Source organism: Micromonospora sp. C81, from assembly GCF_018070425.1.
Taxonomy (GTDB): domain Bacteria; phylum Actinomycetota; class Actinomycetes; order Mycobacteriales; family Micromonosporaceae; genus Micromonospora; species Micromonospora zamorensis.
Genome location: NZ_JAGPXS010000006.1, coordinates 92067 through 113496 on the forward strand (window position 1 = coordinate 92067; position 21430 = coordinate 113496).

The 21430-nt window shown below is 69.1% G+C and carries 20 protein-coding genes; 7 read left to right on the forward strand and 13 right to left on the reverse strand.

From position 1 onward, the window contains the following. The first annotated feature begins 157 nt into the window (after positions 1-157). Positions 158-3340, forward strand: a complete 3183-nt coding sequence (locus KBX46_RS13050) for a penicillin acylase family protein (protein WP_210792692.1) — start codon at positions 158-160, stop codon at positions 3338-3340. A gap of 102 nt (positions 3341-3442) precedes the next feature. Here KBX46_RS13050 and KBX46_RS32500 read toward each other — a convergent pair whose 3' ends face one another. Next, on the reverse strand, positions 3443-3772 hold the full coding sequence (locus KBX46_RS32500) for an AraC family ligand binding domain-containing protein (RefSeq protein ID WP_308159486.1): 330 nt from the start codon (positions 3770-3772) through the stop codon (positions 3443-3445). A gap of 14 nt (positions 3773-3786) precedes the next feature. Here KBX46_RS32500 and KBX46_RS13060 point away from each other — a divergent pair, with 14 nt between their 5' ends. Further along, complete coding sequence (locus KBX46_RS13060) at positions 3787-3933, forward strand: hypothetical protein (protein ID WP_185755270.1); 147 nt, start codon at positions 3787-3789, stop codon at positions 3931-3933. A 64-nt stretch (positions 3934-3997) separates the two neighbouring features. Here the strand turns inward: KBX46_RS13060 and KBX46_RS13065 are convergent, their stop codons facing one another. Continuing rightward, positions 3998-4159, reverse strand: coding sequence for a hypothetical protein (locus KBX46_RS13065; protein WP_210792693.1), 162 nt, complete (start codon positions 4157-4159; stop codon positions 3998-4000). Between the two features lie 407 nt (positions 4160-4566). Here KBX46_RS13065 and KBX46_RS13070 point away from each other — a divergent pair, with 407 nt between their 5' ends. Together KBX46_RS13070 and KBX46_RS13075 are read left to right on the forward strand one after the other, a co-directional pair. Beyond that, positions 4567-5631, forward strand: a complete 1065-nt coding sequence (locus tag KBX46_RS13070; protein ID WP_088947661.1) for an N-acetylmuramoyl-L-alanine amidase — start codon at positions 4567-4569, stop codon at positions 5629-5631. Positions 5632-5807: 176 nt separating this feature from the next. Next, complete coding sequence (locus KBX46_RS13075) at positions 5808-6212, forward strand: alpha/beta fold hydrolase (RefSeq protein ID WP_210792694.1); 405 nt, start codon at positions 5808-5810, stop codon at positions 6210-6212. A gap of 53 nt (positions 6213-6265) precedes the next feature. Here KBX46_RS13075 and KBX46_RS13080 read toward each other — a convergent pair whose 3' ends face one another. Continuing rightward, positions 6266-6928 (reverse strand): response regulator transcription factor, encoded by a 663-nt coding sequence (locus KBX46_RS13080; protein ID WP_088947662.1) that lies wholly within the window; start codon positions 6926-6928, stop codon positions 6266-6268. Then, on the reverse strand, positions 6925-8073 hold the full coding sequence (locus KBX46_RS13085) for a histidine kinase (protein WP_210792695.1): 1149 nt from the start codon (positions 8071-8073) through the stop codon (positions 6925-6927). Before KBX46_RS13085 ends, KBX46_RS13080 begins: the two co-directional genes overlap by 4 nt. Positions 8074-8267: 194 nt before the next feature. Between KBX46_RS13085 and KBX46_RS13090 the strand changes: the two genes are divergently transcribed. Next, on the forward strand, positions 8268-8780 hold the full coding sequence (locus tag KBX46_RS13090; RefSeq protein ID WP_307871496.1) for a DUF1772 domain-containing protein: 513 nt from the start codon (positions 8268-8270) through the stop codon (positions 8778-8780). A 45-nt stretch (positions 8781-8825) separates the two neighbouring features. On the opposite strand, the gene KBX46_RS13095 is transcribed toward KBX46_RS13090, so the two are convergent. From KBX46_RS13095 to KBX46_RS13125, 7 genes are all read right to left on the reverse strand, one after another. Further along, positions 8826-9353, reverse strand: coding sequence for a cupin domain-containing protein (locus KBX46_RS13095; RefSeq protein WP_210792696.1), 528 nt, complete (start codon positions 9351-9353; stop codon positions 8826-8828). Positions 9354-9532: 179 nt separating this feature from the next. Beyond that, positions 9533-9817 carry a hypothetical protein gene (locus KBX46_RS13100; RefSeq protein ID WP_210792697.1) on the reverse strand — a complete coding sequence of 95 codons (285 nt, stop codon included), beginning with the start codon at positions 9815-9817 and terminating at the stop codon, positions 9533-9535. 148 nt (positions 9818-9965) lie between these two features. After that, complete coding sequence (locus KBX46_RS13105; protein ID WP_374224965.1) at positions 9966-11303, reverse strand: ricin-type beta-trefoil lectin domain protein; 1338 nt, start codon at positions 11301-11303, stop codon at positions 9966-9968. Between the two features lie 62 nt (positions 11304-11365). Then, positions 11366-12709 (reverse strand): ricin-type beta-trefoil lectin domain protein, encoded by a 1344-nt coding sequence (locus KBX46_RS13110; RefSeq protein WP_210792698.1) that lies wholly within the window; start codon positions 12707-12709, stop codon positions 11366-11368. 269 nt (positions 12710-12978) lie between these two features. After that, complete coding sequence (locus KBX46_RS13115; RefSeq protein ID WP_210792699.1) at positions 12979-13548, reverse strand: DM13 domain-containing protein; 570 nt, start codon at positions 13546-13548, stop codon at positions 12979-12981. A gap of 136 nt (positions 13549-13684) precedes the next feature. Beyond that, positions 13685-14161, reverse strand: coding sequence for a nitroreductase/quinone reductase family protein (locus KBX46_RS13120; protein WP_210792700.1), 477 nt, complete (start codon positions 14159-14161; stop codon positions 13685-13687). Next, positions 14158-14937, reverse strand: coding sequence for a glucose 1-dehydrogenase (locus KBX46_RS13125; protein WP_210792701.1), 780 nt, complete (start codon positions 14935-14937; stop codon positions 14158-14160). The genes KBX46_RS13120 and KBX46_RS13125 overlap by 4 nt, the downstream gene beginning before the upstream one ends. 131 nt (positions 14938-15068) lie before the next feature. On the opposite strand from KBX46_RS13125, the gene KBX46_RS13130 reads away from it, so the two are divergent. Continuing rightward, positions 15069-15713, forward strand: a complete 645-nt coding sequence (locus KBX46_RS13130) for a TetR/AcrR family transcriptional regulator (protein ID WP_088947668.1) — start codon at positions 15069-15071, stop codon at positions 15711-15713. 56 nt (positions 15714-15769) lie between these two features. Here KBX46_RS13130 and KBX46_RS13135 read toward each other — a convergent pair whose 3' ends face one another. Together KBX46_RS13135 and KBX46_RS13140 are read right to left on the reverse strand one after the other, a co-directional pair. Continuing rightward, positions 15770-17944: a UvrD-helicase domain-containing protein gene (locus KBX46_RS13135; RefSeq protein ID WP_210792702.1), complete on the reverse strand. Its 2175-nt coding sequence runs from the start codon at positions 17942-17944 to the stop codon at positions 15770-15772. Positions 17945-18309: 365 nt separating this feature from the next. Further along, entirely contained in the window at positions 18310-20157 is a 1848-nt protein-coding gene (locus KBX46_RS13140; protein WP_210792703.1) for a glycoside hydrolase family 15 protein, read from the reverse strand. Between the two features lie 268 nt (positions 20158-20425). Between KBX46_RS13140 and KBX46_RS13145 the strand changes: the two genes are divergently transcribed. Further along, positions 20426-21199 carry a hypothetical protein gene (locus KBX46_RS13145; RefSeq protein WP_210792704.1) on the forward strand — a complete coding sequence of 258 codons (774 nt, stop codon included), beginning with the start codon at positions 20426-20428 and terminating at the stop codon, positions 21197-21199. Positions 21200-21430 lie beyond the last annotated feature (231 nt).

Consider the following 21430-nt stretch of genomic DNA (forward strand, 5'->3'; position numbering starts at 1 on the left):
GAACTATCCCGAAGGCTCGTCCTGTGCCGATCATTGTCGAGATCGACGTGAGTCTTTCTCGCCTCCGGGTAGGACGCCCGGGCACGGATGGCGACAGGTCGGCAGCGGCAGCCGGGCGTACCCGAACGGCCCGACTCCGCGTCCCCGGAGGACCGTCATGCCCAGACCCGCCCTGCGCGCCCGCCTCGCGGCGCTCACCACCGCCGTCCTGACTGCGAGCGTCCTGACGGCCATCCCGCCGTCACCGGCGCTCGCCGCCACCTTCACCCCCGACGACTACTGCCTCGGCCAGTGCGCGGACATCCTGCCCCCCGGGCAGAACGGCAACGCCACGCTGGCCGCCATCCTGGCCCACCAGGCGCTCGGCACCCGCCCGGCGCATTCCAGCGACCAACTCGACGAGTACGCGAACCTGGTCTACAACTACGCCGGGCTGACCGACGAGCAGATCGCCCACTTCTACAACGACGCCTCGTTCGGCGTCCCCGCCGGGCAGGTCGAGAGCACCGTGTCGCCGCGCTCGGACGTCACCATCGTGCGGGACAAGGCCACCGGCGTCCCGCACGTCACCGGCACCACCCGCGGCGGCACCATGTTCGGCGCCGGCTACGCCGGGGCTCAGGACCGGCTCTGGGTGATGGACCTGCTGCGGCACGTCGGCCGCGGCAACGTCACCTCGTTCGCTGGCGGCGCGCCTGGCAACCGGGAGCTGGAGCAGAGCGTCTGGGCCAACTCGCCCTACACGGAGGCGGACCTCCAGGCCCAGGTGGACGCGCTGCGCACCAAGGGCGCCCGGGGCCAGCAGCTCTACACCGACGTCGTCGACTACATCGCCGGCATCAACGCCTACATCGACAAGTCGATCGCCGACGACAACTACCCCGGCGAGTACGTGCTGACCGGTGCCGGCAAGCCGACGCACTTCACCATGACCGACCTGATCGCCACCGCCGGCGTGGTCGGCGGGCTCTTCGGCGGAGGCGGCGGCAGCGAGATCCAGTCCGCGCTGGTCCGGGTCGCGGCCCGGGCCAAGTACGGTGCCACCGAGGGCGACCGGATCTGGCAGGGATTCCGCTCGCAGAACGACCCGGAGACCGTGCTGACGCTGCACGACGGGCAGAGCTTCCCGTACGGCGCCACGCCGAGCGGCGCGACCAGCGCGGTGCTGCCCGACGCCGGCACGGTGACGCCCGAACCGCTCGCCTACGACGCCAGCGGCGGCGCCGCCGCCCGCACCGGCGCCAGCACCGCCACCAAGGACCTGCTCGGCGGGCTGTCCAACCTGCGCGCGCACGGCATGTCCAACGCGGTGGTGGTCTCCGGCCGGCACAGCACCACCGGTAACCCGGTGGCCGTGTTCGGCCCGCAGACCGGCTACTTCGCCCCGCAACTCCTGATGCTCCAGGAACTCCAGGGGCCGGGGATCAGCGCGCGCGGTGCCGCGTTCGCCGGGCTCAACCTCTACGTGCTGCTCGGTCGTGGCCAGGACTACGCCTGGAGCGCCACCTCCGCCTCCCAGGATCTGACCGACACGTACGCGGTGCCGTTGTGCACCACCGACGGCAGCGCCCCGACGCTGCGCAGCAACCGCTACCTCTACCACGGGCAGTGCCTCGCCATGGAGACGCTGGAGCAGCGGAACTCCTGGAAACCGACGCTCGCCGACTCCACCCCGGCCGGCTCCTACACACTGCGCGCGCTGCGCACGAAGTACGGGCTGGTGGCCTACCGGGGCCTGGTCAACGGGCAGCCGACCGCGTTCACCAAGCTGCGGTCCACCTACCGGCACGAGGCCGACTCGGCGATCGGCTTCCAGGCCTTCAACGACCCGTCGGCGATGGGCAGCGCGGCGGCGTTCCAGGCATCCGCGGCGAACGTCGGGTACGCGTTCAACTGGTTCTACGTCAACTCGACCCAGGCGGCGTACTACAACTCCGGCTCGAACCCGCTCCGGCCCACCACCGCCGACCCGAACCTGCCGACGAAGGCCGAGCAGGCCTACGAGTGGGTGGGCTGGAACCCGGACACCAACGACGCGACCTACGCCGCAGCGTCGACCCACCCCCAGTCGGTCAACCAGGACTACTACGTCAGCTGGAACAACAAGCAGGCGCGTGACTTCGGCGCGGCCGACGGCAACTTCAGCTACGGCTCCGTACACCGTGGTCAGTTGCTCGACGGTCCGGTGCGCGCCGCGATCGCCCAGCGCAAGCTCGGCCGCGCGGACGTCGTGAAGATCATGGCCGACGCGGCGGTGACCGACCTGCGCGGCCAGCAGGTCCTCGGCGAACTGCTGCGGGTGCTCGACAGCACGGCGGTCACCGATCCGGCGCTGGCCGCCGCGGTGACCAAACTGCGGGCCTGGCAGCAGGCCGGCACCCGCCGGGTGGAGACGGCACCCGGCTCCAAGGTCTACCAGCACGCCGAGGCCATCCGGATCTTCGACGCGTGGTGGCCGCTGCTGGCCGCAGCCCAGTTCCGCCCCGGCCTCGGGCCCGACCTGTACGCCGCCCTGGTCGACGCGATCGAGGTGAACGAGGCGCCGTCCGGTGGCCAGAACGGCGGGCGTGACGGCACCGTGAGCTGGGCGCCGCAGGGGCAGGCGCACAAGGGCTCGTCGTTCCAGTACGGCTGGTGGGGCTACGTCGACAAGGACCTGCGCACCGTGCTCGGCGACCCCGTCGCAGGCGGGCCGGGGCGCGCGTACTGCGGCAACGGCAACCTCGGCGCGTGCCGGCAGGCCCTGCTCGACGCGCTCGGCCAGGCCGCCGCGGTGCCGACCGCCACGGTCTACCCGGGTGACGCGTCCTGCGGAGCCGGCGACCAGTGGTGCGCCGACTCCATCGCCCAGTCCGGGCTGGGCGGCATCACCCAGCCGCTGATCGCCTGGCAGAACCGCCCCACCTACCAGCAGGTCGTCTCGTTCCCGGCGCGACGTGGCGACAACCTCACGAACCTGGCGCAGGGCCGTCCGGCCACCGCGTCGAGCACCCAGTTCCTGACCGGCAACACCCCCAACAAGGCGGTCGACGGCAGCCTCGGCAGCCGGTGGTCCAGCAGCTACAACGACAACCAGTGGCTCCGGGTGGACCTCGGCTCGACGCGGACCGTCAGTCGGGCGGTGCTGCGCTGGGAGGCCGCGTACGGCAGCGAGTATCGGATCGAGGTCTCCAGCGACGGCACCTCCTGGCAGCCGGTGTTCAGCACCACCACCGGCAACGGCGGCGTCGACATCGCCACCTTCGCCCCGGTCAATGCCCGTTACGTGCGGGTGTACGGAGTCAAGCGGGCCACCTCGTACGGGTTCTCGCTCTACGAATTCGAGCTCTACGGACGGTGACCACAGCCGGAGGGGCCGGCGGAAACCACCCGCCGGCCCTTTCGGGGCGTGCGCAGCGCCATGGAGTGCGACCGTGTCCGACCACCACCTCGATCACCTCACCTACGAGGATGCCGACAAGTCGATCGCCGACATCGGCACCTGCTCCACCTGACGAAAGAGCAGCCTCCGGACGGGCGCGGTTAGAAGTCTCCCGAGGTCCGCGCGTACACCCATTTCTGCTCGGCTCATTCGTCGGGAGCTGTCGCCCGCGGCGGCGTGGAGGGCCAGCAGTCGGTAGTAGTCGAAACGGGGCTTGCCGGGGGTGATCACGACGTGGAAGTCGGCATCCTGGCCGTCGGCGGGGGCGAAGGCGTGCGGAATGTTCGGCGGGACGAAGAGCGCGTCTCCCTTGTGCAGAGTGTGCACCTCGATGCAGGTGTGGCGGCGCACCGTCGGTGCCGTGCTTGAGCAGGGTGCGGTTGCTGGTCAGGGCGGAGGAGCTGTTCCAGTGCGACCAGATCCTCAGCAAGGGGCCGGGCGAGCACGCGGGCGTCGACTATCGACGGTCCTGGGCGTTCACCCAGGCCATGCGAGGTGCCGACCTGGCGTGACGGCGGGAACTGGCCGGAAGGACCGTGGCTGACGTCCGGGCCAACCGCGTGGCGGCGGCGAACATCACCGCGAAGCCGGTGGCCAACTCGCCGCCGTTGATCGAGCCGCCAGGCTGGCGGCGGCCACCTTGGCCACCACGAAGAACGAACCGATCACGGCATCCCGGCCGGAGCCCCAGCGGAACAGCGCGGAGACCAGGAGGACCAGGAAGCTCGCCGTGAACATCTGACAGGCATCGCCGGGCCGCACGAATGGGCCGACCGTCGTGAGGCCGAACGCTATCGCCACCATCGCGAGCGGCTTCGTACGCCGCGAAGGAGCGTCGGCAGCAGCGCGAGCGCGACGACGACGCAGCCCACCCGCCACGGCAGATCGGGCCGGAGTATTCCTTCCAACATGATCGCCGGCGCGATGACTGCGATCAACGCCCAGTCGCGCCACACATGGGACCGAACGTGTGGGACGCGCGGCTCGCCAACACAGTGCGTCACCTGATGATTGGTGCACCGGGCGGCGCGCTGGCGGAAACCTCCGGCGGTCAGATCGCGACACGTAGACATCTTTCAAGACCATCGATGATCCGCTATATTTAGCGCATCGTTGATCTCTTCGGTTTCCCTTGAGAGGTGCACATGTTCGACGACTTGGCGCTGCGGCGGCGTACCCTCCTGGCGGCCCTCGCTGGTGCTGCGGCCGTCCCCATTCTCGGAAGCCCCGCGCGGGCCGCGTCGCCCAAGGTCTACATCGACCCCGGCCACGGCGGCACCGACTCTGGGGCGGTCGGCAACGGGTTGCAGGAGAAGGCCCTGACGCTCGACATCTCCCTGCAACTGCGCAGTATTCTGCTGGCCAACTGGAACGTCGACGTCCGCATGTCCCGAACGACCGACATCACTCGCAGCCTGGCCTACCGCACCGATGACGCCAATGCCTGGGGCGCTGACCTCTTCGTCAGTGTGCACATCAACTCCGGGGGCGGCACCGGCTTCGAGAGCTACCGGTACCTGACGGCGGACGCCGCCACCACCAACCTGCACAACGCGTTGCATCCGAGAGTGATCGCCGGTATGCGGTCGGTCGGTGCAGTCACCGACCGAGGGCTGAAGAGCGCCAACTTCCATGTGCTGCGCGAGACGACCATGCCCGCGGTGCTCACCGAGAACCTCTTCATCGACACCGTGGCGGACGCGAACCTGCTCAAACGGGCCGACTTCATCACTGCCACCGCCCGCGCGCACGCCCAGGGCATCGCCAGCTATCTGGGACTGGGCAGTACCACCCCGCCCACCTTCAGCGTCATCGTGGACAACGCCACCGCAGGACGGTTCACGGCGAGCGCCAACTGGGGGAGCTCGGCCTACTCCAGCCAGCGCTACGGCGCTGACTACCGCTTCGCCAGCCCCACCCCCGCCAGCGACGCCGCCTGGTTCAAGGTCGACATCCCGGCGGCCGGGAACTATCGGATCGAGGTACGGCACCCGGCCGACCCGGGTTACAACAGCACCACCCCGCACGTCATCGTCACCGCCTCCGGCAACCAGACACTCAACGTGGACCAGCGCTCCAACGGTGGCGTCTGGCGTTCGCTCGGCACCTTTGCGCTCGCTGCCGGTGACCGCAACCTGGTTGCGGTGAGTCGGTGGACCAGCGCAGCCGGCTACGTCGTGGCCGACGCCGTCCGGGTTGCCCGAGTCTGAGGCGTGTTTCGTAAGTCAGGCCGGCAGCGTCGAGGTCACGGCGTGGCAGTGATCGATAACAGAAGATGTCTCCGGTATTTGTTCTGCAACCAAGCAGGAACTTCGCACTCGAGTCGATATCCCCGCGTCTGAGCGCCGCCCGTGTGGGAGGCTCGTCGCCGTGGGGCAGTTGATCAATGTGCGGGACGGGTCCGTCTGGGCCGAAGACACCGGGGGCGGCCTGCCGCCGGTCGTGCTCCTGCACCCAGGGCGAGGGCGATTCTCGCATCTGGGACCCCGTCTGGGAGCGACTCGCCGGGCAGCACCGGCTGATCCGGTACGAGGTGCGGGGCTTCGGCCGCTCCGCGCCGCCGTCCGGGCCATTCTCCCGGTTGGACGATCTGCGTCGGGTGCTTGACCGGCTCGGCGTCGGGCCGGCATTGTTCGTCGGTTGCAGCATGGGCGGCGGCACCGCGCTCGACCTCGCCCTCGCCGAGCCGGATCGAGTTCGCGGGATGGTGCTGGCGTGCCCCGGCATTTCCGGTGCCCCGCCCGCCCACGATCCCGACGACGAGCCGGACAGCGTCGACCCAGATCGATGATTGACGATAGGGGGTCGGGGCGCGCACCACGACCGATGCTCGCCGACCCAGGCTCAGCCGTCGCCGGGGCGGACCAGCCCGCTCTCGTACGCGATGACCACGAGCTGGGCGCGGTCGCGGGCGTTCAGCTTGTGCAGCAGGCGACTCACGTACGTGCGGGCGGTGTCCGGGCTGAGATGCAGGGCCGCCCCGATCTCCACATTCGACCGTCCGGTGCCGACCTGTGCCAGGACGTCGCGTTCCCGCCCGGTGAGCCCGGTAAGCCGGGCTGGATCCGCGACGGGGGAGCGGGCCGCCGCGGCGATCACCCGCCGGGTCACCGCCGGTGACAGCAGCGCGTCCCCGCCGGCCACCACACGGACAGCGTCCCGCAGGGCGTCGGGCGGGGTGTCCTTGAGCAGGAAGCCGGCGGCGCCGGCGCGGATGGCCTCGAAGAGGTACTCGTCGTCGTCGAAGGTGGTCAGCATGACCACCCGAACGTCGGCCAGCGTCGGGTCGGTGAGGATGCGGCGCGTTGCCTCGATGCCGTCGCCACCAGGCATCCGGACATCCATCAGGACGACGTCGGGCCGCTGCTCGCGGGCGACTGCCACGGCGGCCCGGCCGTCGCCGGCCTCGCCGACCACTGTGATGTCCGAGGCGCGTTCCAGCAACGCGCGGAGTCCGGTGCGCACCAGGTGCTGGTCGTCGACGAGGACGACGCGTACGTCGCTCATGCGGCGATCCCGGCCAGCGGTAGGTGGACCGAGACCCGGAAACCGCCGTCAGCGGCCTCGCCGGCATCGAGGGTGCCGCCGAGCAGGGCAACCCGCTCCGACATGCCGCGCAGCCCCTGACCCGTCTCACCTGCCGCGCCGCCGGCAGATCCCCGACCATCGTCGACGACCTCCACCGACAACCCGGACGGGGTCGCCCGGATCGTCACCGTGGCGCGGGTGGCGTGGGCGTGGCGCAGCACATTGGTCAGTGCCTCCTGCACGATCCGGTAGACGGTGCTGCCGACCACCGTGGGCAGGGCGTCGACCGAGCCGTCGAGACGCAGCTCGACCGGCAGCCCGCCTCGGCGGACGCCCTCGACGAGCGTGCGCAGCTGGGTGAAACCGGGCGCCGGCTCGCGTGGCCCGGGCTCGCGACGCAGGGTGCCCAACGTTGCGCGCAGCTCGGCCATGGCGCTGCCGCTCACCGAGTGGATCGCGGCCAGGGCGGCCTCGGCCTGCCCGGGCTCGGCATCGGCAAGTGCCTCCCGCGCCACAGCCGACTGGAGGGTGATCACCGAGATGGTGTGTCCGAGCGTGTCGTGCACCTCCCGGGCGATGCGCAGCCGCTCGGCCTCGACCTGCCGGGCGGCCTCCCGGCGGCGTTCCTCGGCCGCGAAGGCGGCCTGCCGGGCCAGCGCGGCCCGAAGCGAACGCCGGCTGCGGACGGCGTCACCCAGAGCGATGACGGCGAGTATCAGGGCTGCCTCGGAGCCCAGACCGGCACCGATCACGACAGAGATGTCGTCTCCCTCGACGAGCCGGGCGGCCACCGAGACGATCAGCAGACTTCCGCCGACGGCGGCGGCCGAGACCACCCGGCCCCTCTGCGCGGCCGCGTAGAGGATGGGGGCGGCCGGGGCGGCCACGCCGACCGGCGGCAGCTCCAGGGCGTAGTAGCCGAGGATGCCAGCGGCCGTCGCCAGCAGCGCGGGAACCGTCCAACGACGGGCCACCAGCAGCAGTACGGCCAGTCCGACCCCGAATCCGCCGGCCAACGCCGCCTGGGAGGTTGACGCGCCCTCGGTCACGACCGCCGCCGTGACCAGGCCCAGGATGGCCACGGCGAGCAGCGCCTCGGTTCGGGTGGGTGAGGTGGCCTGCACGTTCGTGAGCCTAAGTCGGTGCGGGCCCGCGCCGCTGCCGTCCGCAGGCATCATCCCCGCCCCGGCACGTACGTCGAGAAGCGATGCCAGCTCGCGCGTCTGCGCGGCAGACGGTCCCGAGTTGGCGACCTAGCGTCGACGACGACCTCACAGATCGTGCCCGCAGGGCCCGAAAACCAAGGAGAAGTGCTGCTGTGTCCCGTATCAAGCTGACCTGGATCGTGCTCATCGTGCTCGTCTGGGCGGCGATGATGTCATTTGGCGGGGTCGCGGCCGAGACCGTGATGCTCTACCCGAACATCTTCGGGGACGCCCCCGCCTCGCTGGACCGGGCCCGTGAGTTCCTGGTCGCCGGCGGCCCGAGCGACTACTTCCCGCCGCTGGGCGCCTCGGTCGTCCTGACGAGCGTCGCCGCGACCGCCCTCACGTGGCGCAATCGGCGGCTGCGGTGGTACGTCGCCGCCGCCGCGGTGGTCTTCATCGCCTGCGAGTTCCTGTTCTCGGTGGTGTTCTTCTGGCCGCGCAACGAGATCATGTTCGTCGACCCGGTCGGCACGCACTCCCCGGAGTATCTGCGCCAGGTCGCCGAGGAGTTCGTCGCCGGCCACTGGGTACGCCTCGCCGGTGGAGCGGTGACGTCCGCGCTGGCATTCACCGCCCTGCTGCGCTTCGCCCGGGAGACCGCGCCGGTACGGGTCGAGCGATGAGCGCCGGACGTCGTACTCTCGGGTCTCCTGGCCGGCCCTGGTCGGTCAGAGCATCTCGGTGCGGTACTCGGGTGCCAGATCGGTTGCGCGTTGCCGGCGCTCCGCCATCTCGTCGTCGGTGAGCTGCGGCGGCGGTGCGTCCTTGCCGGCGACCTCGTCGCCGACGCGGAGGAAGTATTCGTCCTGGCCTGCCGGGGTGCAGACGCACAGCATGCGGGCGGGTGCGCCGGAGGTGTTGCGGAAATTGTGCGGCGCGTTGGCCGGGATGTTGACTGTGGAACCGGCTCGGACGAGGTGCTTCTCCCCGCGGAAGGTGAACTCGATCTCGCCTTCGAGAATGGTGAACATTTCCTCGAAGTCGTGCCGGTGTGGCGGCGGTCCTCCGCCGTCGGGGATGCGCATGTCGATGAGGCAGTACTGACCGTTGGTCTGCTCACCGGTGATCAGCATGGCGTAGGTGCCACCGGCGAGAGAGATGTAGGTGGTTGCGGGGTCGTCGGGGTTGGCCACGGTCAGGGTTCGGCTCGGATCGTCGTCCGGGATGGCCGGGGTGGCGCGCTCGCGGTCGGTCATGCCGCTGTCCTTCCTGCCGTGGTTCTTCCGAGTAGGCGCGCAGCCGTCGCCCGAGGTGATCCTTGGTCTCCGGGCTGCGCGGCCCTGCCCGAATCCTAGAATCACCGCCACCTCTGAGGTACGCGGACAGCGCCGGCCGCGCCGAATTCCGACGTGTCGAGAGGACGTGGGCCGCGTCGTTACCGCTGGAGATGGAGCCCGGCGGCGATACGGTCCACCGCCTGCTTCGCCTCGACCAGGCTCGCGCCGGTCTGCTGGCGGTACACGCGTACAGCCTGGATCACGCGGCCGCTCTCCAGGTGCCGGACCACTTCCGACTCCACGGGCGCGACGATGCCGAGGTGATCCATAACCAGGTCGAGCTTGTGCTGCACGGCCGCGAGCTGGGTCGCCGAGCTGCGCTTGTCCTGGAACCAGGCTCCGACCGCTGCCCCGACCGACCCGATCGTGGCGATGACGAGCAATGTTGCTTCCCACGGACCCATCAGCACATCTAATCAGCGGTGCGCAACCGGGACACTGCGCGCCCCTGGCGGCACAGCGGCCGTGCGCCGCCCAGGACAGGACCCGGGCGGCGCACGGCCGACCTGGCAGACGATGCGCGATGCGGCGCTAGTTGCGCGTGCTCCACTGCTGGTTGGCGCCGCCGTGGCAGGCCCAGAGGTGTAGTTGCGTCCCATTGGCCGTGCCGGAACCGACGGCGTCGAGGCAGAGCCCTGACTGGACGCCGGTGATGGTGCCGTTGGAGTTCACGTTCCACTGCTGGTTCGGTTGACCGTTGCAGTCCCAGATGAGGACAGCGGTGCCGTTGCTGCTGCCTGCCCCGCTGGCATCCAGGCACTTGTTGCCGTAGACGGTCAGGGTGCGGTTGGCGGTATGGGTCCAGCGCTGGTTGGTGCCACCGTGACAGTCCCAGAGTTGCGGACGGGCGCCGTTGCTGGTGCTGGAGTTGGGTATGTCGATGCATCGACCGGACTGGCTACCCGCGATCAGCACGTTCTGCTGGCCCGGCGGCGGGGTCGATGGTGGCGGAGTGGTGGGCGGCACGGTGGAGCCGAACTGGGTGAAGAACCGCCACACCTCCTGCTTGACCCAGCTCCGCGCGCCGCTCTCACAGCCGGCGCACCCGTCCACCGGACCTTGCTGGTGGCCGCCGTCGAACGCGGCCCAGACCACCGGGTATCCGGCCTGGCAGGAGTATGCGGTGGTGATGTGGGTCCGGCTGCCCGCCGCTGGTTCGGGCGGGTTCTGCGCGGCGCAACCGTTGTTGCGGACGAACCTGTCGCGCAGCGACCGCCCGCTCGGGATGTTGTCGTTGATGCCGTGAATCCCCAGGTACGCCACCGGCTGGGTGCCGCCGCTGCATCCGCTGATCGCCCCCGGGGCCGCGATTGCCGCGACCGCGCGGAACACTGTCGGTCGGGAACACGCCAACGAGTAGCTCATCGCGCCGCCGTAGCTGAACCCGACCGAGAAACGTTGCGTGGTGTCGACGCAGAGAGCGTTCTCGATGACGCGGATCATGTCGTCGGTGAAGGTCACGTCCTCGCCGTTGGAGTTGCCCCAGCCGTTGTTGAGGCCCTGCGGGGCGACGAAGATGGTGCTGTTGTTCGCCTGGGAGAGCATGCCGTAGTAGGCCCAGGCGGCTCCGTCGGTTCCACCCGACGCAACCTGGTTGGCGGTGCCGCCAAGCCAGTGGAACCCGAAGGCCAGCCGGTGGGCATAGGTGTTGTCGTAGCTGTCGGGCAGCCGAAGGATGAAGCTGCGGCTCTTCCCGCTGCTCTGGATGGTGTGGGTGCCGCTGTTCAGTCCGGGCGCCTTGCCGCACCCGGCAGTCGTGGCTGCGGCCGCTGGTGTGACGGTCGTGACGACGTACGCTCCGACGGCGATCAGGACCATGACGGCCAGGGCTGCCCCCAGCCAGGGGGCGGAGAGTTTGCGAAATGGCACAGCTGAGCCTCCTTGTGCGTGCCTGAACATCCATTGGGTCGGTGCCGGGTTGCGCGGCGGGTTCAGCTCCGGCTCCATCGTTGGTTGGCAGCGCCGGTGCAGTCCCAGATCTGGATGCGCGTGCCGTTGGCCGTCCCGTTGCCGACCGTGTCCAGGCACCGGCCCGAACCAACTCCGGTGATCGAGCCGTCGCTGTTGAGCCGCCACCGCTGGTTGGACTGGCCGTTGCAGTCCCAGATGATCACCGAGCTGCCGTTCGCGGTGCCGGCGCCGCTGACGTCGAGACACTTGCCGCCGAAGACGCGCAGCTCGCCGGCGGCGGTCGAGGTCCAGCTCTGGTTGCTCTGGCCGTGGCAGTCCCAGATGATCGCCGCCGTGCCGTTGGCCTGCGAGGCACCGTTGACGTCCAGGCACCGTCCGGAGGACGTGCTGCGCAGGGCAGACGTGGCGTTCGGTGGCGGGGTGGTCGGATCCGGTGTGGGGTCGGTGCTACCGAACTGGGTGAAGAAACTCCACACCTCGCCCTTGGTCCAGGTCCTGGCTCCGCTGTCCCCGCCGCCGTCCACCGGGCCGGGGGTGTGCCCACCGTCGAAGGCGGCCCACACCACCGGATAGCCGGACCGGCACCCGGAGTATGTGGTGGTGATGTGGGTCAGGCTGCCCGCCCTCGGCTCGGGCGGGTTCTGTGCGGTGCACCCGTTGTTCCGCACGAACGTGTCACGCAGGGACCGTCCGGCGGAGACGTTGAGCACCGGGTCGCCGATGCCATGGATTCCCATGTACGCGATCGGTTGGGTGCCGCCGCCGCACCCGCTGAGCTGCCCGCCGGAGTAGACGGCGACAGCGCGGAAGACACCTGCCCGGGAACAGGCCAGCGAATAGCTCATGCCTCCGCCGTAGCTGAAGCCGAGCGCGAAGAGCTGCGTGGTGTCGACGCAGAGGTCGGCCTCGATCACCCTGATCATGTCGTCGACGAAGGTGACGTCCTGGCCCCCGGGGTTGGCCCAGCCGTTGCCGTTGCCCTGGGGGGCGACGAAAATGGTGCTGTTGTTCGCCTGCTGCCGCAGCCCGTAATAGGACCAGGCCGCCCCGTCCGACCCACCGCCGTCGACGTCGTTGGCGGTGCCGCCGTTCCAGTGGAATCCGAAGATCAACCGGTAGGGGTGGCTCCTGTCGTAGTTGTCAGGAATCCTCAGGATGAAACTACGGTTCTGCCCGCCGCTCTGGATGGACCGTTGGCCGCTGGCCAAAGTGGGCGCCTTGCCGCACCCGGCGGTCGCTGCGGCGGCTGCGACGTTCGCGGCGGACGCAGTGGTGCTCAAGCCACCGGCCAGCGCCGCCGCGCCCACGGCCACGACGACTGCCGCCGTCGCAAGAAAACCAAGAATGGGTCTGCGTTTTGTCATGATGGGGCTCCTGCCACTCGGCACGAAATGGTTGGACGAGGTCCGCGGCACCCGGCCGGCTCATGGACACAGGTCCCCGCCACTGGTCCCGCCGCCCACGCGGGACCAGTCGGTCATCGAATCGATGTTGCCCACACCGCGCGCCCGAGCACCACATGACCGATCGTCAGCGGCGCCGCAGCACCTGGCTCGACGTCGAATCGATTCGCTCCGACGCTAGATTGCACAGTGAAAGATGTCAATGCCATGTCCGGCGGGTTGCGGCCTGATCAGGTGCTCGTGAGGTCGGCCGCGCCGAAGGAGACCGCGAACCGCTTGCACCAGATGGAGACGCTGCGGAAGTCGCGCGGGTCGACCGAGGCTGGTAGCTCGTACACCTGGTTGCCCTTGTTGCCTTTGAGCTTTGCCAGCTCGACCCATTCGCCGTCGTCGAACACCCGCCAGCCGGCCGTGCCCCGGGTGACCGGTTGGTCGGTCAGCCACACCCGCAGGTCCGGCCCGTTCGACGTCTTCAGGTCCTTCACGACGAGCTGGTGGCGCCCGTTGGCGAGCCGGACGATCTCGGCGCTGCCGGTCGTCTCGTGCTCGTGGGTGACGAACTCGCCCGCGGCCAGGATCTCGTTGACCGCAGGGGCGGTGGCCGATGCCGTGGGGGACGGGGGCGTGGACATCGGCGTCGTGGCGGCCGGTGTCACCCCGGCGGGAGGAAGCGCTTCGTCGACGTACGTGTCGGTGAACAGCTTCCACGGCTGGAACCAGTAGGCGGCCAGGACCGCCACGACCACAACGGTCGCGAGACCAGCCAACGCCACCGGCGACCGGAAGATCGATGCCCTCATTCCCGGAGCGTACGACCGCCGCGACCGTCGAACTGGCCGCGAACCCTTTCGGATCTCTTACGACTCTTCACGGTCGAGGGCGCAGTCGTCGTCTGAACCCGGCCAGGAGTAGGTCATCTGTCGGGGGATCCCGTGATTACGGCCGCTGGCGGAAGCTGATGCGCATCAGCCGACTGTCGGCCCAATCTTCGAGCCGAGTCGGCCGGATGGTCCCGGGGTCGTGGGGCTGATTGAGATCCGCGACGATCTCCGCCAGTACGGCCTGACGTTCGGCTGGGTCGGTGACCGGCGTGGCCCGTGCGGGCAGATCTGCGCGGATCCCCTGCTTGAGGTGGAAAGTGAAGGTCGGATTGGCGAGAAGGTTCGCATGCCAGTCGGTAGCGGCCCCGCCAGCGCCGCTACACAGGTAGGTGGTGCCCGCAGCACGGTAGAAGAAGATCTCGATGCGGCGTGGTCGGCCGGTGCGGCGCCCCAGCGTCGTGATGTCGATGATCCGTTCGCTGGTGCCCGCGGCGGGTGTGATCTGAATGGCTCTCCGGATGGGAGCGGGCAGGTGGGACAGAGACGCGTCCCCTGCGGAGTCGTTCCATCCGGTCGTGTCCGGAGTGCTCATGCGGTCTCGTTCTGGAGGGCGGGGCCGAGGAGGAGTCCACCGTCGATGACGTACTCCGAACCGGTGATGAACGAGGCGTCCGATGACGTGAGGAACAGGAGAAGCCGGGTGACGTCGGTCGGTTCTCCAAGCCGGGGGATGGCGAACGGCTCGGGTGAGTAGAAGTCGGCGATTGCCATGGTGGCGCCAGCTGCTGGTTCCTGGATGAAGGGGGTCGCGATCACGCCGGGGTGGATGGTGTTCACACGGATGTGGTCGCGGCCGAGCTCGAGCGCCGCCGTTCGTGTGAGACCACGCACGGCCCATTTGCTGGCGACGTACGGCGCGTAGTGCGCCGTGCCGCCCAGGCCCATCGTCGAGGCGATGTTGACGATGGTTCCCCCTGCCGCTCGGCGCAGAGCGGGGGCGGCGACCTTGATGCCGAGGAAGGTCCCTGTGAGGTTGATGTCGAGGATGCGCGACCACGTGGCCTGGTCCGTGTTCTCGATCGGCGCCGGCGGGTTCTGGACGCCTGCGTTGTTGACGAGCACGTTCAGGGCGCCGAAGGTGCTTTCGGCGGCCTGCACAGCGGCGGACCACGAGCTTTCGTCGGTGACGTCGAGGCGGGTGAAGCGAGCACGGGTCCCGAGCTCGTCGGCGAGAGCGGCGCCGCGTTCGGCGTCGATGTCGCCGATCACCACGTTCGCTCCCTCCGCGTGAAAGGCGCGTACGTGGCTGGAGCCCTGGCCGCCGGTCCCACCGGTCACGAGCACGGTCTGGTTCTCGAAGCGGTTCATCAGATGTTCCTTCGGTACAGGGGTGACCGACCGGGAGCGCCGGTCGATGGTGAGTCGAGCGACTCACCACTGCTCTGACACTAGGTCGGCGGCAGTGGTGAGTCAAGCCACTCACCTCGTATGCTCGGTCCATGAGCAGGGTCGTGACGACGTATCACCAGCGTGTAGCCCAGGAGAAACGCGCGCTGATCGTGACGGCCGCGACGGCACTGTTCCTCGAGTTGGGCTACGACCGGACGTCGCTGGCGCAGATCGCAGAGCGCTCGGGCGTTTCGCGGGCCACCTTGTTCAAGCAGTTTCCGAGCAAGGCTGCCCTGTTCGACGCCATCGTCACCGAGTCCTGGGCAACAGCTGACGAAGAGGAGCCTCCGCCGGCGGGCAACCTCGTCGACGGGCTCAGGACCATCGGTCGCCGCTACGCCGAGCTGTTGAGCCAGCCCCGGATGACCGACCTGTTCCGAATCGTCATCGCCGAGCTGCCGCGATTCCCCGAACTGGCCCACGCGCAGTTCTCGCACGGGAAGATGCCCTACTTCGAGTCCGTACGCGGCTACCTCCTGGCCGAGCACGAGGCGGGAACGGCGCGGGTCGAGGACGTGGAGCTCGCAGCCACCCAGTTCCTGGGCATGATCTCCAACTACGTCTTCTGGCCGACACTCCTCGTGCCGGGCTGGGAGGTGAGCGCCGAACGCGTCGCTCAAGTGGTCGACGAGGCCGTCCGCACCATCGCCGCCCGGTATGCCGCGACTGGACCAGACACGTCCACCACCGACTGACCCCGCCACCCGCAGGCCCAGGCGCGCGACCACACCCTCGTCTGTGAAGAGGCCGACTACCGCGTGATTATCAGCTGCCCTAGTTCCTGGGTGCATCGGGTGAGCGCGACGTAGAGCCCGTTCCAGCCGCGCGGTTCGGCGGCGATGCCCTGGGGATCGATCAGGAGCGTCGCGTCCCATTCCAGTCCCTTGGACTGGGTCGCGGTGAGCACTGGCACATCACTCAGCACGGCCCGGAGTTCGGCGACGCGGTCGGCGGGGGCGATGACGCCGACCATGCCGCCCTGCCATCGTTGCTGGAGCTGTCGCACTGCCTGGGCGGCGGCGCCGGCAAGCTCGGCGGGGGTGATCGTGAGCTCCCAGGGGGCGATGCCGGAGGATCGCACCGCTCGTGGTGGCGTGTTGTGGCTGCCAGCCCTCTTCAGGACCGGTTCGGTGAGGTCCATGACCTCACGCGGGGTCCGGTAGCAGATGGTCAGTTCCGCGGCGGTCCAGCGGTCTCCGAAAGCAGCCTGCACCGCCTGCGCCCAGCTGGTGTGCCGGTGCGCTGCCTCGGCCTGGTCGATGTCGCCCACGGCCGTGATGGAGCGACTGGGGCAGCGCCGTAGGACCATCTGCCACTGCATCTCGGACAGCTCCTGCGCCTCGTCGACGACGACGTGGCCGTACACCCAGCCGCGCTGCCGGCGAGCGTGGTCGGCGACGAACTCGCCCTGTGGTTGCGGGGCGTCGACGTCGCCGAGCAGGTCGGCGAGGGCGTCGAGCAGGGGAATGTCGCTCGATGCCCATGGGGCCGGCTCGGCCGCGACGGCGGTGAGCTCCTCCGGCGACAGTTGCGGGGCGATCCGGGCCAGCAGGGCGCGGTCGCTCAGGAGGTCACCCAGCAGGGTTTCGGCGTCGAGGGTGGGCCACAATGCCTCGACGAACCGGGCGATGGTGGCGTTCTCGGCGATACGGGTGTGCAGGTGTTCGATCTCTGCCTCGGAGAGCAGCCCGTCGACGTCGCTGCCCGTGGACGTCCGGAGGGGACGGTGGTCATGTTCCATCCCCTTGTCGACGCGGGCGAGGATGTCCTCGAAGCCCTCCTCCATCTCGTTCATCAACGTCTCGCGCTGCTCGGCGACGGCGTCGGCGAGGAGGTGGTGCAACTGCTCGGCGAACGCCGCGCGAGCCCGGTGGTAGGGGCGTCCCTGCACCGCCGAGGCGAGCGCCTGCGCCACCGTTGCGGCGTCGATGACGTAGAAATCGCCCTCCCAGCGCAGCTTCAGCTCACGGGGTCGGGGGAGCAGCGACGCGACGTAGCCCTCGAGCGCGGGCTGCCAGAGGGCGCGGCCCTTGATTTCGGCGAGAAGCCGGCTCTCGTCGCGGCCCACGCGGATGTCGGCCAGCAGGGTGTCGCAGGTCGCCGAGACGACGGCGGTCTCTCCGAGGGCGGGTAGCACCTGGCCGATGTACTGGAGGAAACGCGGCGAGGGGCCGAGGACCAGGACCGCCTGCTCGGCCATCTTTCGGTAGGTGAACAGCAGGTAGGCGACGCGGTGCAGCGCAACCACGGTCTTGCCGGTGCCGGGACCGCCCTGAACGACCAGCGGGCCGGTCGCCCTGGCCCGGACGATGTCGTCCTGTTCGCGTTGCAGCGTGGAGATCGCCGTCGACATGACACCGGTGCGCCGCTGGTCGAGGGCGGCCAGGAGGGCGCCCTCACCGACGAGTTCGGCCGTCATGCTCCCGTCCAGCGGCTCGTCGTCCACCCCGACGACGGTCGACCCGTTCGTGCGTACGTGACGCCGTCGTGCCTGACCCTGGGGGTCGACGGCCGTCGCGGTGTAGAACGGCCGGGCTGCGGGAGCGCGCCAATCCACCAGCAGTGGCTCACTGTCCTCGACGTCGTCGCGGAGACCGACACGGCCCACGTGTCGCACCGTGCCATCAAGGCCGTCGAGGCGACCGAAGACCAGCCCCTCCCGAGCTCGCTGCAGCTCTTCGTACTGCTGGCGGAGCATGCGCTGCCGGGCATGTTCCAACGCGTCCAGGGCCTCCGACGAGAGCTCGACCTCCAGGTGCTCGGTCAGCCTGTCGCTCCGGGCCGTGGCCATGTCGAGGAACGCCTGTTCCTCGGCGATGGCAGATTGGCGGGCGACGCCCTCCGGGGTGGAGGACGGCGGTTCGCCGCCCGGTGCTACTCCGCTGGCATCAGCAGTGCCGTTGTTCAGGGCAGAATTCCGGCGCATTCGCAAATCCTCGTATGGGTGTTCCCCTCGGCCCCGGATGAGCCGCAGTGCATTCCGCCGGCAAGCATAGGGAGCGTTTCTCTCGTCGGCCAGGAACTCCGCCGACCGAGATGGGAGTCTCAACGCCTTGCAGTTCCGGGCCGCTTGTGGCCTCACCCAATCGTGATTTTCTTATTGACAGCTCCGGCAATATCTGATCTGCGGCTGCATTTCCACCAGCCACGGTCTCCGTGGTGATGGTCCGGACCCAGAAGCGGACCGTCAGGTCGCAGCCGGCCGGCACCGTGACGGTGCTGCGCAGCAGGTCCGTGCGCGTCAAGCCCATCCCAGCGTCGGGTAGCACGGCCGACCGGAGCGTGCCCGTGCTACCGGCGACGCCGGGCGTTGGCCTCGGCGTCGAGCAGATCGTTGAGTGTCAGCGCTGAGTTGATCAAAGAAAGATGGCTGAACGCCTGAGGATAGTTGCCAATCTGCTCCCCGGTCGCGGCGATCTCCTCGGCATAGAGGCCGAGGTGGTTGCTGAAAGTGAACATCTTCTCGAACGTGAGTCGGGCGTCGTCCAGGCGGCCGGAACGGGCCAACGCCTCCACGTACCAGAAGGTGCACATGTTGAAGGTGCCCTCGTGGCCGGGGAGACCGTCGGGGGAGTGGACCGGGTCGTACCGGTGCACCAGGCTGTCGGAGACCAGTTCGCGCTCGATCGCGTGCAGGGTCGACTGCCACAGCGGGTCGCTCGGCGTGACGAAACCGACTGACGGCATGGCGAGCAGCGCCGCGTCCAGCACGGACTCGTCGTACGCCTGCACGAAGGTGCCGCGCTCCCGGTTGTATCCGCGGGCCATGACCTGGTCGTAGATGCGGTTGCGTTGCTCCGTCCAGCAGGTCATGTCCCCCGGGCGGCCGGTGCGCGTGGCCAACCGGATGGCCCGGTCCAGCGCGACCCAGGACATCACCCGACCGAAGGTGTAGTTGCGGGGGTGGTGGCGGCTCTCCCAGATGCCGGCGTCCGGCTGGTCCCAATTGTGGCAGAGCCAGTCGACGAGCCGGACGGTGCTCTTCCACACCTGGTGCGAGACGCGGATGCCCTGCTCGTCGGCGAGGTGCATGGCGTAGAGCGCCTCGCCGTGGATGTCGAGCTGGATCTGGTCGGCGGCGCCGTTGCCGATCCGCACCGGCCGCGAGCCCCGGTAGCCCTCCAGATGGTCCAGCACCTCCTCGTGCAGGTCGGAGGAGCCGTCCACCCGGTACATGATCTTCAGGGGATCCTGGTGCTCGCCGGCCTCGCGGATCCGCTCGTCCAGCCAGTTCATGTACCGGCTGACCTCCTCGGTGAAGCCGAGGCCGAGCAGCGCGTGCACCGAGAACGACGTGTCACGTACCCAGGTGTAGCGGTAGTCCCAGTTGCGGGTTCCGCCGACCAGTTCGGGTAGCGCGGCGGTGGGGGCGGCGATCATCGCGCCGGTCGGCGCGTACGTCATGAGTTTCAGCGTGATGGCGGAGCGCTCGACCATCTCTCGCCAGCGGCCGGTGTAGCTGGAGCGCTCAAGCCAGCGCCGCCAGTAGTCCTGGGTCCACTCGAACATGCCCTGGACCTCTTCCGGCGAGAAGATGCGCGGCTCGGTGCCGGCCGTCTCCAGGACCACGCCGCCGGTGTCACCCTCGTTGAGCGTGCCGTACGCGATCAGGTCGCCGCCCTCGAGGCGGACGTCGCCGTGTTCGGCGAGCAGCCGCCGCACCGGGTCGACCGGGTTGAACGTCATCGTCATCGACCGGCTGCGGAAGACATAGCCATTGGGGTGGCGTTCCAGCTGGTGCTCTTCGCGGGCGTAGTCGAACCGCGGCCGGCACTCCACCCGGAAGCGCATGCTCCCCCGGACCATGTTGACGATGCGGACCAGGCGGTGCGCGTCGGTGGCCCGCTCCCCGGTGACCGGCATGAAGTCCATCACCTCGGCCACCCCGTCGGCGCTGATGAACCGGGTGATCAGGATGGGCGTGCCGGGCAGATAGAGCTGCTTGGTCACGTACCGCGTGTCGTGCGGCGCGATCTGGAAGTAGCCGCCCTTCTCCTTGTCCAGCAGCCCGGCGAAGACGCTCGGCGAGTCGAAGCGCGGCGCGCAGAACCAGTCGACCGTCCCGTCGCACGTCACCAGCGCGGCGGTCTGCAGGTCGCCGATGAGTCCGTGATCCTCGATCGCCGGATAGCTGTCCACGTCTCTCCCCGGGTCGGCTGCGTCCTGCGCATCGAATCTAGGGGGAGAATTGCCGAGTTAGGTGCGATTCGCGTTCAGCCACCCTGTCGCGTACCCCGCGGTGCCTCGACAGCCCGGCCGGCACCTCGCCCAGCCCACCCGGTCGCGTGGATTGCCGGCATCACCGCCAGCCGAGCTCGCGCCCGCCGTCGGACAACCTTCTGAAGGCGGAGGCCCGCCGTACCCCCCAAGGTCAACGTCGACCTGGCTGCTGCGGAACGATGGCACCGTGTCCATGGAACGCGTAGAAGCTCCAGCCACCCTGTTGACCTGGCTCGCAGACCGTCCCAAGTGGGAGGCGGCAACCGGCTACCACCCGGCTCGTTGGGAATCCTCGACCTGGATTCTCCATGCGATGTACGAGAACCCGCGCTTCGCGGGTCTGGGCACCCACGACGAGCTGCATCGACACGGGCGCGAATCTGGCGACCTCGCGCCGCTGATCGTCGGAGACATCAACCTCGACGAGGGAACCACAGAAACCGGCATACCCCTGGGCTTCGTTGTCCGACCGGGGAACCCCTGGCGGCGGGTGCTCTGGTCGCAGCATCTGACCGGGGAGCGGGGGCAGGCACCAGATCGACGCTACCCTCCATGCCACCGCTGGTTTCCCCATAACAGTTGGCCCGTTGCCGTCCAGCCGCCGCCCGAAGGTTCCCTCGACGAGGAGAGCCTGGATGCCTTGCTGGATGCCCTGTGCCGACACTCGGCCGCCGGCCCGAGCACTGACTGCGTCGCTTTCTACGCCTCCTTGCCGGCCAACGACTTCGACAACCTCCACGTGTGGCGCGGCCCGTTGTCAGCAGTCCCCGGACTGCTCGAAGAACGCGGAGGGCCCTACCCGTTCTCACCGACGAATCTGTGGCCCACGGATCGGTCCTGGTTGATCTGGACCGACTACGACCTGCAGGGCACCAGGATCAGCGGATCCAGGTCCCTGATCGAGGCGGTCAGGAGCCACCCCGCTCTCGAGACGGTGGACTGGTCAGGCCAACTCGGCTGATTCTCTGCGACCCCCGGGCACTGTCAGTTGAAAGGCAGATCTGGCGAAAGGGATCGATACCAGAGACAGGGGGCACAGCAGAGGAGTACGACGAGTGCCATGATGGCGATCAGAGCAATCCCGCTGAGGCTGCCGATGGCGAACAGGCGCCCGAGCAATCGACTCCCGCCGCCCGCTTCGTCCGTGTCTGCGGCCATGACGCTCCCATGATCAGCAGTGCTGGCGGATCAA

Excerpts from the sequence above, each read along its gene's own strand:
- KBX46_RS13050 (WP_210792692.1), top strand. The coding sequence starts at position 158 with ATGCCCAGACCCGCCCTGCGCGCCCGCCTCGCGGCGCTCACCACCGCC.
- KBX46_RS13065 (WP_210792693.1), bottom strand. The coding sequence starts at position 4,159 with ATGTTCACGGCGAGCTTCCTGGTCCTCCTGGTCTCCGCGCTGTTCCGC.
- KBX46_RS13070 (WP_088947661.1), top strand. The coding sequence starts at position 4,567 with ATGTTCGACGACTTGGCGCTGCGGCGGCGTACCCTCCTGGCGGCCCTC.
- KBX46_RS13075 (WP_210792694.1), top strand. The coding sequence starts at position 5,808 with ATGTGCGGGACGGGTCCGTCTGGGCCGAAGACACCGGGGGCGGCCTGC.
- KBX46_RS13080 (WP_088947662.1), bottom strand. The coding sequence starts at position 6,928 with ATGAGCGACGTACGCGTCGTCCTCGTCGACGACCAGCACCTGGTGCGC.
- KBX46_RS13095 (WP_210792696.1), bottom strand. The coding sequence starts at position 9,353 with ATGACCGACCGCGAGCGCGCCACCCCGGCCATCCCGGACGACGATCCG.
- KBX46_RS13110 (WP_210792698.1), bottom strand. The coding sequence starts at position 12,709 with ATGACAAAACGCAGACCCATTCTTGGTTTTCTTGCGACGGCGGCAGTC.
- KBX46_RS13115 (WP_210792699.1), bottom strand. The coding sequence starts at position 13,548 with ATGAGGGCATCGATCTTCCGGTCGCCGGTGGCGTTGGCTGGTCTCGCG.
- KBX46_RS13120 (WP_210792700.1), bottom strand. The coding sequence starts at position 14,161 with ATGAGCACTCCGGACACGACCGGATGGAACGACTCCGCAGGGGACGCG.
- KBX46_RS13125 (WP_210792701.1), bottom strand. The coding sequence starts at position 14,937 with ATGAACCGCTTCGAGAACCAGACCGTGCTCGTGACCGGTGGGACCGGC.
- KBX46_RS13130 (WP_088947668.1), top strand. The coding sequence starts at position 15,069 with ATGAGCAGGGTCGTGACGACGTATCACCAGCGTGTAGCCCAGGAGAAA.
- KBX46_RS13135 (WP_210792702.1), bottom strand. The coding sequence starts at position 17,944 with ATGCGCCGGAATTCTGCCCTGAACAACGGCACTGCTGATGCCAGCGGA.